General features: G+C 67.9%; 15 protein-coding genes. 9 read left to right on the plus strand and 6 right to left on the minus strand.

What is annotated here, in order from left to right; all coding sequences use genetic code 11:
* The first annotated feature begins 129 nt into the window (after window positions 1-129).
* Complete coding sequence (locus AP428_RS04140; RefSeq protein ID WP_231691677.1) at window positions 130-804, plus strand: hypothetical protein; 675 nt, start codon at window positions 130-132, stop codon at window positions 802-804.
* Between the two features lie 43 nt (window positions 805-847).
* Here AP428_RS04140 and AP428_RS04145 read toward each other — a convergent pair whose 3' ends face one another.
* The 4 genes from AP428_RS04145 to AP428_RS04160 are packed head-to-tail and all read right to left on the minus strand — an operon-like array spanning window position 848 to window position 4,082.
* A complete protein-coding gene (locus AP428_RS04145) occupies window positions 848-1,729 on the minus strand; it encodes a pirin family protein (protein ID WP_054927616.1) in 882 nt (293 codons plus the stop codon).
* Window positions 1,730-1,778: 49 nt separating this feature from the next.
* Window positions 1,779-2,171 (minus strand): OsmC family protein, encoded by a 393-nt coding sequence (locus AP428_RS04150; RefSeq protein WP_054927617.1) that lies wholly within the window; start codon window positions 2,169-2,171, stop codon window positions 1,779-1,781.
* Window positions 2,172-2,215: 44 nt separating this feature from the next.
* Complete coding sequence (locus tag AP428_RS04155; RefSeq protein WP_054927618.1) at window positions 2,216-3,796, minus strand: sodium:proton antiporter; 1,581 nt, start codon at window positions 3,794-3,796, stop codon at window positions 2,216-2,218.
* Between the two features lie 25 nt (window positions 3,797-3,821).
* Window positions 3,822-4,082 (minus strand): XapX domain-containing protein, encoded by a 261-nt coding sequence (locus tag AP428_RS04160; RefSeq protein ID WP_054927619.1) that lies wholly within the window; start codon window positions 4,080-4,082, stop codon window positions 3,822-3,824.
* 276 nt (window positions 4,083-4,358) lie between these two features.
* Between AP428_RS04160 and AP428_RS04165 the strand changes: the two genes are divergently transcribed.
* Window positions 4,359-5,045, plus strand: a complete 687-nt coding sequence (locus AP428_RS04165; RefSeq protein WP_054927620.1) for a hydrolase — start codon at window positions 4,359-4,361, stop codon at window positions 5,043-5,045.
* A 62-nt stretch (window positions 5,046-5,107) separates the two neighbouring features.
* Here AP428_RS04165 and AP428_RS04170 read toward each other — a convergent pair whose 3' ends face one another.
* Entirely contained in the window at window positions 5,108-6,031 is a 924-nt protein-coding gene (locus AP428_RS04170) for a LysR family transcriptional regulator (protein ID WP_054927631.1), read from the minus strand.
* A gap of 98 nt (window positions 6,032-6,129) precedes the next feature.
* On the opposite strand from AP428_RS04170, the gene AP428_RS04175 reads away from it, so the two are divergent.
* Genes AP428_RS04175 through AP428_RS04200 form a run of 6 tightly spaced genes read left to right on the plus strand, consistent with a single transcriptional unit; the run spans window position 6,130 to window position 11,823 of the window.
* Window positions 6,130-6,297, plus strand: coding sequence for a DUF1427 family protein (locus AP428_RS04175; RefSeq protein WP_011545177.1), 168 nt, complete (start codon window positions 6,130-6,132; stop codon window positions 6,295-6,297).
* 17 nt (window positions 6,298-6,314) lie between these two features.
* The gene (locus tag AP428_RS04180; RefSeq protein WP_054927621.1) at window positions 6,315-8,204 is read left to right on the plus strand and encodes an amidohydrolase; all 1,890 of its coding nucleotides are present in this window, start codon (window positions 6,315-6,317) and stop codon (window positions 8,202-8,204) included.
* A gap of 1 nt (window position 8,205) precedes the next feature.
* A complete protein-coding gene (locus tag AP428_RS04185; RefSeq protein ID WP_054927622.1) occupies window positions 8,206-8,658 on the plus strand; it encodes a DoxX family protein in 453 nt (150 codons plus the stop codon).
* Window positions 8,659-8,684: 26 nt separating this feature from the next.
* On the plus strand, window positions 8,685-9,599 hold the full coding sequence (locus AP428_RS04190; protein WP_054927623.1) for a hypothetical protein: 915 nt from the start codon (window positions 8,685-8,687) through the stop codon (window positions 9,597-9,599).
* The gene (locus tag AP428_RS04195) at window positions 9,596-10,294 is read left to right on the plus strand and encodes a YoaK family protein (RefSeq protein ID WP_054927624.1); all 699 of its coding nucleotides are present in this window, start codon (window positions 9,596-9,598) and stop codon (window positions 10,292-10,294) included. Before AP428_RS04190 ends, AP428_RS04195 begins: the two co-directional genes overlap by 4 nt.
* On the plus strand, window positions 10,291-11,823 hold the full coding sequence (locus AP428_RS04200) for an alginate export family protein (protein WP_054927632.1): 1,533 nt from the start codon (window positions 10,291-10,293) through the stop codon (window positions 11,821-11,823). Before AP428_RS04195 ends, AP428_RS04200 begins: the two co-directional genes overlap by 4 nt.
* Before the next feature lie 113 nt (window positions 11,824-11,936).
* On the opposite strand, the gene AP428_RS04205 is transcribed toward AP428_RS04200, so the two are convergent.
* Window positions 11,937-13,523, minus strand: a complete 1,587-nt coding sequence (locus AP428_RS04205) for an acid phosphatase (RefSeq protein ID WP_011694259.1) — start codon at window positions 13,521-13,523, stop codon at window positions 11,937-11,939.
* Between the two features lie 220 nt (window positions 13,524-13,743).
* Between AP428_RS04205 and AP428_RS04210 the strand changes: the two genes are divergently transcribed.
* Window positions 13,744-15,090 (plus strand): cytochrome-c peroxidase (locus AP428_RS04210; protein WP_054927625.1); only part of this gene is annotated, 1,347 nt, incomplete at its 3' end.

Here is a 15,090-nt window from a genome sequence, read left to right on the forward strand (position 1 = left end):
GACACCGCATTGATTCATTGGGCGTTTGTCTTGTGTCGGGGTGCTGCCATGTCGTATCACATTCGGATCGCGTTTCGAACGGTAGGGGTGTGCACGGCCGTGGTCGCCGCGCTGTCAGGGTGCGCAGGGATGCTGACCGCATCGTCCGGTCCGCAGCCGGAACGCGTGGCGGCGCAGAAGGAAGAAGGCGCCCGCTATACCCAGACGCTGACGTCGTTCATCGCGCTGGTGTCGAACGCCCAGGCCTCCACGCCCGACAGTCGCGCCAGAATACTCGACGCTTACCAGCGCGTCCTGTATCAGTACTCGGTGGCTGCCGTGAGCTGGGTGCGGCTCGTCCATCCGGCGCTGCAGCCGCTGCCGCCGTCCCTGCAGCCGCTTCCCGCGCCGACGGGCACGCCCACGACGGCCGAGATCGATCGCGGCTATGAACACGCGATCGAGATGCGGGTGGCGATGTGGGATATCGGCGAGGCGGCGATCTGGGGGAAGACCTCGAAGATGTCGATCCCCCGCTACCGCGGCACCGCGCCTGCCGTGCCGATGCCGCCGCCGCTGCCGCCATTCCAAGACGCGCGGGATTCCCGGTATGCGAGGCTGGTTGCGCTGACGAAGCAGGCGGACGATGCGCAGCGTGCGTCGATCGAGCAACAGCGGCAGGTCGAGGCCAAGGAGTTGGCCAAGGCGCTTGCCATGGCGAGGGCCGTGCCGTACTCGCCGCCGCAAGCGCAGGGCCAGCCTCAGCAGGAACAGCGCTGGTGTACGCAGTCGGGTGGCGGAGTCGTGGGCCGCGTGCCGTGCTGAGCCTGCATCGCCGGGCGGCCTCGGTCGCCCGTTGCGCGTTGCGTTATGCCTTGCGTGCCGGCTGGCGCGTCCATTCGTTTTCTTCGCCCGGCACCTTGCCGAACGTCTGATCGGCCCATGCGGCACGCGCCGCGTCGATCTTCGCGCGCTCGCTCGACACGAAATTCCATTCGATGAACCGCTCGCCCGGCAGGTGCGCACCGCCGAGCAGCATCACACGCGCGCCGTTCGTACTCGCCAGCGCGACGCTCGCGCCCGGTTCGAGCACGGCCATCGTCGCGGGGGCGAGCGGCGTGCCGTCGAGGGTGAGGTCGCCATCGACGAGATACACGCCGCGTTCGTCGTGCTCCGCATCGAGCACGAGCTGCCCGCCCGACGCGAATTCCGCAGCCGCATAGAGCGTCGGCGAGAACACGGCGACCGGCGACACGAGCCCGAACGCGGTGCCCGCGATCACGCGCACGGTCACGCCGTCGCGCGTGAACGACGGCAGCGTGTCGGCCGCATGGTGAACGAACGCGGGTGTGGTGTCTTCATGCTCGACCGGCAGCGCGACCCAGGTCTGGATGCCGTGCACCGGCTGCTCGCGCGGCCGGTCCTCGTCGGGCGAGCGCTCCGAATGCACGATGCCGCGGCCGGCCGTCATCCAGTTCACGTCGCCCGGCACGATCTTCTGCCGGAAGCCGAGACTGTCGTGATGCATCAGCGAGCCGTCGAACAGGTAGGTGACGGTCGCGAGCCCGATGTGCGGATGCGGCAGTACGTCGATGCCGCGCCCGGCCGGCAACACGGCCGGCCCCATCTCGTCGAAGAAGATGAACGGGCCGACGAGGCGCGCGGCGCGCGCGGGCAGCACGCGGCGCACGACGAGGTTGCCGATGTCGCTTTCGCGCGGCGTGAGCAGGGTCTTGATCGAGGCGGACATGAACGGAAATCTCGTGACGGTGGCGGTGACGGGCGGTGGCGGGAAATGCTCAGGCGATCGCCGTGTCGATCGTGATCGGGTGCGTGAGGATCTTGTGCACCGGGCACGCATTCGCGATCTGCAGCAGGCGTTCGCGCTGCTCGTCGGTCAGGTCGCCGTCGAGCGAGATGCGGCGCACGATCGTGCTGCCCGCGCTGCCCGATTCGTGCGCGAGCTTCACGTGCACTTCGTCGAGCGGCCAGCCTTTTCGTTGCGCATACATCTTCAGCGTGATCGCGGTGCACGCGCCGAGGCTCGACAGCAGCAGCGCGACGGGCGTCGGCGCCGCATCGCCGCCGCCGAGCGCCGCGGGTTCGTCGGCGCGCCACTGGTGGACGCCATCGGTGAAGTGGACGAGGTAATCGACCGGGCCGATGCTCGCTTCGACGGTGAGTTCGCTCATTGCGGTTCCAGGTGGGAAAGGGGACGGGCTGGGCAGGCCAGACGTTAAGGTTCGAGCAGGCGCTGCAGCCGCAGCTCCTCGAAATCCAGCTCGGATTCTATGCGGTGCAGTACCGCGTCGTCGACCCGGCCGTCGCGATGCAGGTCGAGCAACGCATCTCGCGACACGCCGACCAGCTCGAGCTCGACGCGCAGCATCCGTGCGCGCACGTCCGCAGGCTCCGCGCCGTCGCGATGTGCGTGCTCGTTGAACGCGACGCGGCTCCGGTATTCGGTCAGCAGCCGGTCGAGCGACGCGCGTTCGAGGCCCGCGCCGCGCTGCTCGCGCGCATCGAGCTCGGCGAGCGCCGCGCCGAACGTGTGCGCACGCACCGCATGTTCGGACATCGTGCGGCGCGCGGCCGGGCGCAGCTTCAGCACGCGGATCAGCGGCGCGAGCGTGCCGCCCTGCACGACGAGCGTCGCGATGATCAGCAGGAACGTGCTGAACAGGATCAGGTCGCGGCCGGGGAAGTTGGCCGGGAGCGCAATCGCGGCCGCGAGGCTCACGACGCCGCGCATGCCCGACCAGCCGAGGACGACGGCTTCGCGCCACGACCACGCCGCGTGGCCCGCGCGCCGCGCGCGCAGGCGGCCCGGCAGCCACATCGCGACGAATACCCACACCACGCGCGCGCCGATCGCGGCGGCCGTCGCCGGCAGCGCGACCCGCAGGCCGGCCATCAGCACCGCGCCTTCGTGGTTCACGCCGGCGAGGATCGCGTGCAGCGCGAGGCCGATCAGGATGAACACGAGCGCGTCGAGCACGAACACGATCGCTTCCCACGTCGCCTTCGCCTTGATCCGCATGTCGGCGCCGAACACGCGGTGCTGGCGCACGCCGAGCACGAGGCCGCAGGTGACGACCGACAGCACACCCGAGCCGTCGACGGCTTCCGCGATCCCGTAGCTGCCCCATGCCATCGCGAACGTCACAACGATGCCGAGCATCGGTTCGCGCAGGCGCTGCAGCACCCAGCACATCGCATGGCCGCATGCGAGGCCGACCGCGATGCCGATCAGCGTGAGCGAGAAGAACAGGCCGGTCGCGCTCGCGGTCGTGATCGTGGCGGCGAGCGCGGCCGATACGGCCATCTGGTACAGCAGCAGGCCCGACGCATCGTTGACGAGGCTTTCGCCTTCGAGCACCGCGACGAGCCGCACGGGCAGCGGGTGACGCTGCAGGATCGCCTTCGCGGCGACCGCGTCGGGCGGCGACACGATTGCACCGAGCGTGAAGCACGCGGCCCACGGCAGCGCGGGATTCGCCGCATGCACGGCGAGCGCGACCGCGACGGTCGTGAACGCCACGGCCCCGAGTGCGAGCGACGCGATCGACGCGAGCTCCTGCCGGAATTCCTTCCACGCGGTGTAGAACCCGCTCGACATCAACAGCGGCGGCAGCACGGCCGCGAGCAGCAGCGCCGGGTCCATGTCGGGCACGCGCTTGCCGGCGACGGCGACCACGCAGCCGCCGAGCAGCAGCACGACGGCCGGCGGAATCGACACGCGCTCGGCGAGCCAGGTGAGGGCGCCCGCGCCGCAGATCAACAGCAACAGGTAATGGAACAGCTCGACGTTGGTCATGCGCGGCCGGCGGCGATGGGGTGGATCAAGAAGGCTTGCGGTCGTTCGCGGCGCCGCCCGGCAGCGCGCCGAACATGTGCTGGCTGCACTGCGCGTCGCGCCATGCGGTGTTCAGCCGATGGCCGGACAGCATCCGGCGCGCGACGGGCAGGATCTGTTCGCCGGCGAGCATGCCGAGCAGGCCGGTGAGCGCGATGATCGGCGGTGCGGGCGAATTCACGCCGATCGCGCCGTAGATCACGCCGGCGAGGATGCCGGCGAGCAGCGAGAAGACATACGGTTTCATGGTGGTGCGCCTCGTGATGGCCGAGCGGCGCCGGAACGGCGCCGTCAGAGTCTTGAAAGCGTAGCGGGTTTGCGTGAAGAAAAAAAGGGCGGGCAGCCCCGAACGGGCATTCGTTCAGGAATCGGATCGATTCCATTCCTTGGGTGTTCGCGCCGCGCGTTTGGGGCTTAAATATTTCGGCCCGGATGACGATCCGGCACCGACGCATTTCAGGCTCCTCCCGTTTTCACGGTCGAGGCAGGCCCCCCTTTTTTCGTTCACAGGACACCTTGCGCCATGAGCAACCCGAAACTTGAAGTACTGACGCCGCAGAACAGCCAGCTGATCTTCATCGACCAGCAGCCGCAGATGGCGTTCGGCGTGCAGTCGATCGATCGGCAGACGCTGAAGAACAACGTCGTCGGGCTCGCGAAGGCCGCGAAGGTCTTCAACATCCCGACCACGATCACGACCGTCGAAAGCGACAGCTTCTCGGGCCACACCTATCCCGAACTGCTCGACGTGTTCCCGAACCAGAAGACGCTCGAACGCACGTCGATGAACTCGTGGGACGACCAGAAGGTGCGCGACGCGCTGGCCGCGAACGGCCGCAAGAAGGTGGTCGTGTCGGGCCTGTGGACCGAGGTCTGCAATACGACGTTCGCGCTGTGCGCGATGCTCGAAGGCGACTACGAGATCTACATGGTCGCCGACGCATCGGGCGGCACGACGCAGGCCGCGCACGATTTCGCGATGCAGCGGATGGTGCAGGCTGGCGTGGTGCCGGTCACGTGGCAGCAGGTCCTGCTGGAATGGCAGCGCGACTGGGCGCGCCGCGACTCGTACGACGCGGTGATGGCGATCGCGAAGGAGCATTCGGGCGCATACGGGATGGGCGTCGACTACGCGTACACGATGGTCCACAACGCACCGCAGCGTACCGCGACGCCGCACGAGTCGATTCCGGCCGTACCGGCGAAGTAACGGTCACCGGCCGCGATCGCCGCGTGGGCTGCGGCGATCGCCTGCCGTCGGCCATCACGCGTTCAGGCGGCGGGCAGCGCCCACGGCGCGTGCGAGAAATGTTCCGCGAGGAAATCGAGTAGCACCGTCACGCGCGCGGCGCGCAGCATGCCGGGCGGCGTGACGAGGTTCACGTTGATGTCCGCGATCTTCCAGTCGCTCATCACTTCCTCGAGCGCGCCGCGCTGCAGTTCGTCCCACACGAGGAACTCGGGCTGCAGCGCGAGGCCGTGACCGCCGACGAGCGCCGGGAGGATCACGTCCGCGTTGTTGGTGCGGATGCGCCCGTGCACGGACACGCCGACTTCTTCTCCCGACGCCGGGTGACGGAAGCGCCAGTGCTCGGGCGTCGGCAGGTTGGTGTACGTGAGGCACACGTGCTGTTCGAGGTCGCGCGGATGCGTCGGGCGGCCGCGCCGATCGAGATACGCGGGCGACGCGACGAGCGGCCGGCGCACCGCGCACAGGCGGCGCGAGCGCAGCGTCGAATCGCTCAGTTCGGCGATGCGGATCGCGACGTCGAAGCCGCCCGACACGATGTCGACGATGTGATCGGTGAGCACGAGATCGATGTCGACGCGCGGATAGCGCTCGAGAAACGCGGGCAGCACCGGCGACAGATGGTGCAGCCCGAACGACATCGGCGCATTCACGCGCACGAGGCCGTGCGGCTCGAGTGCCTGCGCGGACGCTTCGTTCTCGATCAGCTCCGCATCGGCGAGCAGGCGGATCGCGCGGTCGCGCAGCAGTTCGCCGGTCGGCGTGAGCGACAGCTTGCGCGACGTGCGGTACAGCAGCATCGCGCCGAGGCGTTTTTCGAGGCGTGCGATCGCCTTCGACACGGTGGGTTGCGAGATGCCGAGCAGGTCGGCCGCTTTCGCGAACGAACCGGTCTCCGCGACGCGCGCGAAGATGGCCCAGGCTTCGAGATCAGGAAGATGTTGCATGGTCGGCATGGATGGCAGGGAAGCGAAACGGATGCGATGCGCCGCGCGGGCGGCCTCGCGATGCCGGTGATTTTAATCCGGTCGTGAGAAAAAACATTATGGAATCTTATTTAATTTCATTGGGCGCCGGTGTATTGATCGGCGTCGTGTACAGCGTGATCAAGGTGCGCTCGCCGGCGCCGCCGCTGATCGCGCTGGTCGGCCTCGCCGGCATGCTGGTCGGCGCGCAGGCCATCGCGCCGGTTCGTCACTGGCTCGGCTTCTGAGCACATCGAGGACATTCATGAGCGCAACCGATACCCCACCCGATCTCATCCTGCATAACGGACGATTCACGACGCTCGATCGCGCGAACCCCGTCGCGACGGCGGTCGCGATTGCCGCCGGACGCTTCGTCGCGGTCGGCAGCGAAGCCGACGTGATGCCGCTCGCGGGCCGCGCGACGAAGGTGGTCGATCTCGGCGGCCGCGGCGTGCTGCCGGGTCTGATCGACAACCACTGCCACGTGATTCGTGGCGGCCTGAACTACAACATGGAACTGCGCTGGGACGGCGTGCCGTCGCTTGCGCTCGCGATGGAGATGCTCAAGCAGCAGGTCGCGATCACGCCGGCGCCGCAGTGGGTGCGCGTGGTCGGCGGCTTCACCGAACATCAGTTCGTGGAGAAACGGCTGCCGACGATCGAAGAACTGAACGCAGTCGCACCCGATACGCCGGTGTTCATCCTGCACCTGTACGATCGCGCGCTGCTGAACGCGGCGGCGCTGCGGGTGGTCGGCTATACAAAGGACACGCCGGAGCCGCCGGGCGGCACGATCCTGCGCGACGCGGCAGGCAACCCGACCGGCCTGCTGCTCGCGAACCCGAACGCGACGATCCTCTATGCGACGCTCGCGAAAGGCCCGAAGCTGCCGTTCGAGTATCAGTACAACTCGACGCGCCACTTCATGCGCGAGCTGAACCGGCTGGGCGTGACGGGCGTGATCGACGCGGGCGGCGGTTCACAGAATTATCCGGACGATTACGAAGTGATCCGCAAGCTGCACGACACGGGCGAGATGACGATCCGGATCGCGTACAACCTGTTCACGCAGAAGCCGAACGCGGAGAAGGAAGACTTCGTGAACTGGACGAAGAGCGTCAAGTATCACGACGGCACCGACTACTTCCGCAACAACGGCGCGGGCGAGATGCTGGCGTTTTCCGCGGCCGACTTCGAGGACTTCCGCGTGGCGCGGCCGGACCTGCCCGCGCAGATGGAAGACGACCTCGAAGGCGTCGTGCGCGTGCTCGCGGAAAACCGTTGGCCGTGGCGCATGCACGCGACCTATGACGAAACAATCAGCCGCGCGCTCGACGTGTTCGAGAAGGTCAACGAGGACATCCCGCTCGAAGGGCTGAACTGGTTCTTCGATCACGCGGAAACGATCACCGAGCAATCGATGGACCGGATCGCCGCGCTCGGCGGCGGTATCGCGGTGCAGCACCGGATGGCGTACCAGGGCGAGTACTTCGTCGAGCGCTACGGCGCGCAAGCCGCGGAGGCGACGCCGCCTGTCGCGAAGATGCTCGGCAAGGGGCTCAAGGTGTCGGCCGGCACGGACGCGACGCGCGTCGCGTCGTACAACCCGTGGGTGTCGCTCGCGTGGCTCGTGACCGGCAAGACGGTCGGCGGCCTGAGGATGTATCCGCAGCGCAACCTGCTCGATCGCGAAACCGCGCTGCGGATGTGGACCGAGTACGTGACGTGGTTCTCGAACGAAGAGGGCAAGAAAGGACGCGTCGCGGTGGGGCAGCTCGCTGACCTGATCGTCCCGGATCGCGATTTCTTCGGGTGCGCGGAGGACGATATCGCCGCCACGACCGCGTTGCTGACGGTGGTCGACGGGAAGATCGTATGGGGCGCGGGGCCGTTCGCGTCGCACGACGCGCCGATCCCGCCGGCGATGCCCGACTGGTCGCCGGTGCGCGAGTTCGGGGGCTATGGCGGCTGGGGCGCGACGCAGCGCAACGGCGCGCCGTTGCAGCGCGCGGCGGCCGCCGCGATGTGCGCCTGCGCGAACGAATGCAACGTTCACCAGCATGCGCACGCGGGCGCATGGGGCCGCACGTTGCCGACGTCCGACGCGAAGGGCTTCTGGGGCGCGTTCGGCTGTTCGTGCTGGGCCGTCTGACATGACGACGCGCTCCGTCTACGGCACCCCCGCGTGGGTCCGCGCGCTGCTGTCGCAGCCGTGGGTGCTGCCGCTCGCGCGCCTCGCGCTGGTATCCGCCTATCTGCTCGGCGGCGTCGCGAAGGCGCTCGACTTCCCCGGCGCGGTCGCGGAGCAGGCGCATTTCGGCCTGCAGCCGGCCGCGCTGTGGGCGGCCCTCGCGATCGCGGTCGAGATCATTGGCTCGCTGTGCGTGGTGTTTCGCCGCTTCACGTGGCTCGGCGCCGGCAGTCTCGGCATGCTGACGCTCGTCGCGATGGTCGTGGCGAACGATTTCTGGAACCGTTCGGGCGCCGAACATTTCATGGCGCTCAACAGCTTTTTCGAGCATCTCGGGCTGATCGCGGCACTCGTGCTCGCGACCATGCTCGACGATGCGCGGCAATCGGCCGATGATGGCCGTTCCATTCGATGACGATGCAACAACCAGGAAATCCTGTGATGAAATCTCTTCGTTCCGTGCTGCTCGCCGCGATGCTCGCGGGCGGCCTCGCCGTTGCCCCCGTGACGTTCGCAAAACCGCCCGTGCCGCCCGCGGCGGTGCCGACGGTGGCGGTCGGTCCGCAGTACGACACGACGCACGTGTGCGTCGCCCCCGAAGACTTCGATCGCTTCACCGACAGCTTCGTCGCGACCTTCGGCGGCAAGAAGTCGAAGCAGGGCGTGTTCCAGGTTACGCCCACGCCGAGCCAGACGATGTCGCAACTGGTGCTCACGCCGGTCGGCACGATCTCGGTGTTCGGCTTCAAGACGCCGATCCCGTATCCGTTCTGCGCCGAGCGCACCGGCTATCTCGTGACCGACATGGACGTTGCCGTGAAGTCGGCGCGCGAGCACGGCGCCGACGTGCTCGTCGACACGTTCCCCGATCCGATCGGCCGCGACGCGATCATCACGTGGGCGGGCGGCGTGAACATGCAGCTGTACTGGCACACGCAGGCACCGAATTACGATGCACTGCAGACCATCCCCGAGAATCGCGTCTACGTGTCGCCGCAAAGCGTGCGCAAGTTCGTGCACGACTTCGTCAAGTTCTCGAAGGGCAAGGTGGTGTCCGATAACTTGAAGGCGCCGGGCATCGAGATCGGCCGGCCGGACGATACGTACCGCCGGATTCGCATCGAATCGGGCTTCGGCAAGATGACCGTGCTGGTGACCGACGGCCATCTGCCTTACCCGTTCGGCCGCGAGATGACCGGCTACGACGTGCCCGATCTCGCCGCGACGCTGAAGCAGGCGGAAGCCGCGGGCGTGACGGTGCTCGTGCCGCCGTTCAAGTCGGACGGCAGCGATGCGGCGCTCGTGCAGTTTCCGGGCGGCTACGTCGCCGAGATCCACGCGAGCGCGGCGCGATGAAGCACGAGGATACGATCCTTGCCGCGGTGGCCGGCTTCGTCGACACGCTGAGCTTCGTCGCGCTGTTCGGGCTGTTCACCGCGCACGTGACCGGCAACTTCGTGCTGATCGGCGCGGGCATCGCGGGCTTCGGCCAGGGCGTCATACTGAAGCTCAGCGTGTTTCCGGCGTTCGTGTGCGGCGTGATCGCGAGCAGCCTGATCGCGCGGTCGATGGTCGCGCGACCGGCCTGGCAGGGCACGCGCGTGCTGCACACGGTGCAGGCCGTGCTGCTGCTCGGCTTCTGTGCGGCCGGCGTGTGGGCGACGCCCGTCACGCAGCCTGATAGCCTGGCGGCGCTCGTGGCCGGCATCGTCGGCACGTTCGCGATGGGCGTGCAGAACGCGCATCCGCGCGTGATCGCCCGCGCGGGCGGCGTGCCGAACACGGTGATGACCGGCAACGTCACGCAGGCGATCCTGGATGCGGTCGACATCCTGTCGCCCGGCACGGCGGACAGCGTGCGCGCCACCGCGCGCGCACGCTTCGCGAAGATGCTGCCGGCGATCGTCGCGTTCGCGCTCGGCGCGGCGGGCGGTGCGCTCGGGTTTCGCTATGTCGGGTTCCTGGCGCTGTTGGTGCCCGTCGGCGCGCTCGCGACGCTCGCGCTGTGCGCGGCGCGAGCGGCCGGCACCACCACGCAGGAGCGCGCATGATCGAGCGACGTAGGCGACGCCATGGCCGCCGCGTCGAGCGGGCCGCGCGCGTGTCGATCGTCGCGGGGCTGTTGTTCGCGGGCGCCGACGCGATGTGCGCGGAAACGGCAACTGCGTCGACTTCGACTTCGACGCAAGAACCGGCGCCGGCATCGACCGCGTCATCGGCTTCGGCGCCGGCCTCGACGTCGGCAGCGACCACGGCTTCGACGTGCACCGCCAAACGCCCGACGGTCTTGTTCAACCGCTGGCAGGAAGACTGGTCGATGCTCGCGAATCCGTGCGTGCCGCGCGCGCCGCTCGACGGGTTGAAATACCTTCCCCTCGGCAACGATCCGCGATCCTATCTGTCACTCGGCGTGAACCTGCGCGAGCGTCTCGAGACCAACGACGCGCCTCTGTTCGGCATCGGCTCCGCGCAATCGGATACGTACCTGATCCAGCGCGTCGAAGTGCACGCCGATGCGCATCTCGGCCCGCACTGGCAGTTTTTCGCGCAATTGCAGGACGCACGCGCATTCGGCAAGAACACGGTGTCGCCGGTCGACAGGAACCCGCTCGATCTCGAACAGGCGTTCGCGACCTACACGGGCGCGCTCGGCGGCGGCACGGTCAAGTTCCGCGTCGGCCGGCAGGAGATGGCGTTCGACCTGCAGCGCTTCATTGCCGCGCGCGACGGCCCGAACGTGCGGCTGGCGTTCGATGCGGTGTGGGCCGACTACGAATACGGCAAGTGGCGCTTCATCGGCTATGCGACGCAGCCGGTGCAGAACCGCAACGCGTCCGATTTCGACGACGTGTCGAATCGCGATCTCACGTTCAGCGGCGTGCGCTTCGAGCGGCAGTCGGTGGGGCCGGGCGACCTGTCCGGCTACTGGTCGCGCTACAACCGCAGCAGCGCGCGTTTTCTCGATGCGAGCGGCCCCGAGCATCGCGACGTATGGGACGTTCGCTACACGGGCACGCACGGGCGCTTCGACTGGGATCTCGAAACGATGCTACAGACCGGCACGGTCGGCAACACCACGATCGGCGCGTGGGCCGTCGGTTCGATCGCCGGCTACAAGCTGGATGCGCCATGGTCGCCGCGCATCGCGCTGCAGGTCGACGCGGCATCGGGCGACCGGCATCCGCACGACGGCCGCGTCGGCACCTTCAATCCGCTGTTTCCGAACGGCTATTACTTCACGCTGGCCGGCTATACGAGTTACGCGAACCTGATTCACGTGAAGCCGTCGGTGACGCTGAAACCGTTGGCGAACCTGTCGCTGCTCGGCGCGCTGGGCTTCCAGTGGCGTGAGACGACCGGCGACGCCGTCTATCAGCAGCCGAGCATCCCGGTGCCGGGCACGGCAGGCAAGGGCGGGTTGTGGACGGGCATGTACGTGCAACTGCGCGCGGACTGGACGATCGCCGCGAACCTGATCGGCGCGATCGAGGCCGTGCATTTCCAGGTCGGCGACGCGATCCGGCAGGCAGGCGGGCACAACGCGGATTACGTCGGTGTCGAGCTGAAGTACGGCTGGTGACGGCGGCGCGCGGCAACCCGCACGCGACATGAAAAAGGGCAGCCCCGCGGGGCTGCCCTTCGTTCGGCCGGGCCGGCGGGGTGGCCGGCCCGTTCGCGGTGATGGCGATGCCGTTACAGGTTCGGCGACAGCGCGAGCGCGTTCGTCAGGTCACCCATCGGCTGCGCGCCGTTCGCCTTCAGCGCGTCGTCGCGCTGCTGCAGGCCCGCGAGGCGGGGCAGCGAGAAGCGGCGCGTGATGAAGCGCAGGATCGAACCCGTGTCGTACTGCGTGTGGTCGACGAAGCCCTTCTTCGCATACGGCGACACGATCAGCGCGGGAATGCGGGTGCCCGGGCCCCAGCGGTCGGCGTTCGGCGGCGTCGCATGATCCCAGAAGCCGCCGTTTTCGTCGTACGTGACGACCACGACCATGTTCTTCCACTGCGGGCTGGCCTGCAGGTGTGCGATCACGTCGGCGATGTGCTGGTCGCCGGACGTGACGTCCGTGTAACCCGGGTGCTCGTTCAGGTTGCCTTGCGGCTTGTAGAACGTGACCTGCGGCAGCGTGCCCGCGTCGATCGCCTTGATGAACTCGGCGCCGTTCGCGCCGCCGTCGAGCAGGTGCTGCGCGCGGCTCGCGGTGCCCGGCGCCTGGTTCGCGAAGTAGTTGAACGGCTGGTGGTGCGGCTGGAAGTTCGGCGTCGACAGGTCGGCGCCGTAGATCACGTTCGACGTGCCGTTCTGGCTCGCCTGCAGCGCCTGGCCCCACGCGCCGGAATACCACGCCCACGACACGCCCGCGTTGGTCATCAGGTCGCCGATGTTGGTCGCCGTCTGCGGCGGCATCGTCGACGGATTGGCCGGGTCGGCGAGCAGCGGATCGCCGCCCGCGGCCGCCTTGTTGCCGCTCGGCTGATACGCCGGCTGCATCGTGTTGATGCCGTAGAAGTCGGGCGTGAGCGCGCCGTCGTTGACGAACTTCGGTGGGCCGCTCAGCGCGGACGCCGGCGAATTCGTCGCGACCTTCAGCGATTTGCCGTCGGCGTTCAGCACGGCGATCTTGCCGGCCGCCGGGCTCTTGTCGGCATTCGCGTAGTACGGCGCGCACGCGCAGATCAGGTACTGGTGGTTCAGGAACGACCCGCCGAACGCGCCCATGAAGAAGTTGTCGGCGAGCACGTACTGCTGCGCGATCTTCCACAGCGGCAGCTTCGACGGATCGGCCGTGTAGTGGCCCATCGTCAGGCCGCCCGCGTCGGTCCAGGCGGCGTACATGTCGTTCTTGCCGCCGTTGATCTGCATCTGGTCCTGGTAGAAGCGGTGCACGATGTCGCGCGTCGCGATGCTCATCGACTGGTTGAAGCCTTTCGGATCGTCGATCGCGAACGGCGCGTTCGGCAGGTTCGCCGTCATCGCCTCGGTCACCGCCGGCGTGATGCCGGTCGCGGTGAGGCCGCCCCAGATCTTCGGCAGCGTCGCCATCGTCGAGCCGTCGCGATCCTTCTGCACCGAATTCGCGGCCGTCGCGTTCTGCAGGCCGTTCGCGCCCGGGAAGTTGCCGTACAGGTTGTCGAAGCTGCGGTTTTCCGCGTAGATCACGACGACGTTCTTGACGGCCGACAGGCCCTGTTGCGTGACGTCGTCGCCGCCGCAGGCGGTCAGGCTGAGCGCGGCCGCGAGGGCGATCGGCGTGTAGCGAATCCAGGCGTGCTTCTTCATGCGATGTTCTCTCTCATTCGTCGTTGGTCGCGTGTGGGAACCGGGTGGCAGGAGGGCCGACGCGCGAACCTCGCGGTACCGCCCGGCTGCGCGCATTATCTGGAACCGATTTGACAGCCGGGTGTAGGGACGCTTTCAATTGACTGTCGGTTGAACGTCATCCAACGGTCACGGAACTGACATAAGCTCCGGCCGATTGCCCACCGCTACCAGAACAACGATGCACACCCTTCTGAAATCCTTCGCGTCCGCGCGATCGCTGATTCCCGCCGCGGCGACGCTCGCGATGGTCGGCGCGCTCGCGGCGCTGGCCGGTTGCGATGCGCAGCCCGGCACGAGTGCGTCGGCCGCGTCCGTCGTACCGGCGGCGCAGGCCGCTCCGGCCGCCCCGGCGGTCGCGCCGGCCAGCCAGCCGCAGACGCGTGCGCAGGTGTTCGAGGGCGTGAAGCAGATGACGGCGCTCGGCAAGCAGCTGTTCTTCGATCCGTCGCTGTCCGGGTCCGGCAAGCTCGCTTGCGCGTCGTGCCACAGCGCCGAACATGCGTTCGGGCCGCCGAACGCGCTGTCGGTGCAATTGGGCGGCGACGACATGCACCGTACCGGTTTTCGCGCGGTGCCGTCGCTGAAGTACCTGCGCGGCATCCCGCCGTTCAGCGAGCACTTCCACGATTCGCCGGACGAAGGTGACGAAAGCATCGACGCGGGGCCGACCGGCGGGCTGACCTGGGATGGCCGCGTCGATACGCGCGATGCGCAGGCGCGCATTCCGCTCACGTCGCCGTTCGAGATGAGCAGTTCGCCCGCCCGGGTCGCGAAGGCGGTTCGCGCCGCGCCGTACGCCGACGCGTTCCGCAAGGCGTTCGGCGACCAGGTGCTCGGCGACGACCGGGCGACGTTCGATGCGGTGCTGCGCGCGCTCGACGCATTCCAGCAGCAGCCGGCGCTGTTCGATCCGTACACGAGCAAATACGACGCATATCTGGCCGGCCACGCGCAGCTCACGCCCGCGGAGTTGCACGGGCTGCAGCTGTTCAACGACGAGAAGAAGGGTAACTGCGCGAGCTGCCACATCAGCCAGCGCACGCTCGAAGGCGGCCCGCCGCAGTTCAGCGATTTCGGGCTGATCGCAATCGCGGTGCCGCGTAACCGCGCGCTGCCCGTCAATCGCGACCCGCGCTTCTACGATCTCGGCGCCTGCGGCCCCGAACGCACCGACCTGAAGGGACGCGACGAGTTCTGCGGGCTGTTCCGCACGCCGTCGCTGCGCAACGTCGCGCTGCGCAAGACGTTCTTCCACAACGGCGTGTATCACTCGCTCGAGGACGTGATGCGCTTCTACGTCGAACGCGACATCCATCCGGAGAAGTTCTACCCGGTCGTGCACGGCAAGGTGCAGATCTACGACGATCTGCCGAAGCGCTACTGGCCGAACATCAACCGCGAAGCGCCGTTCGACCGCAAGCGCGGCGACCAGCCGGCGCTGAACGCGGCCGAGATCAAGGACGTGATCGCGTTCCTCGGCACGCTGACTGATGGATATCAGCAAACGGGTGCGTTAGCCAAACCC

The organism is Burkholderia sp. E168m22 (genome assembly GCF_001319805.1).
In the GTDB taxonomy this organism is placed as follows: domain Bacteria; phylum Pseudomonadota; class Gammaproteobacteria; order Burkholderiales; family Burkholderiaceae; genus Burkholderia; species Burkholderia orbicola.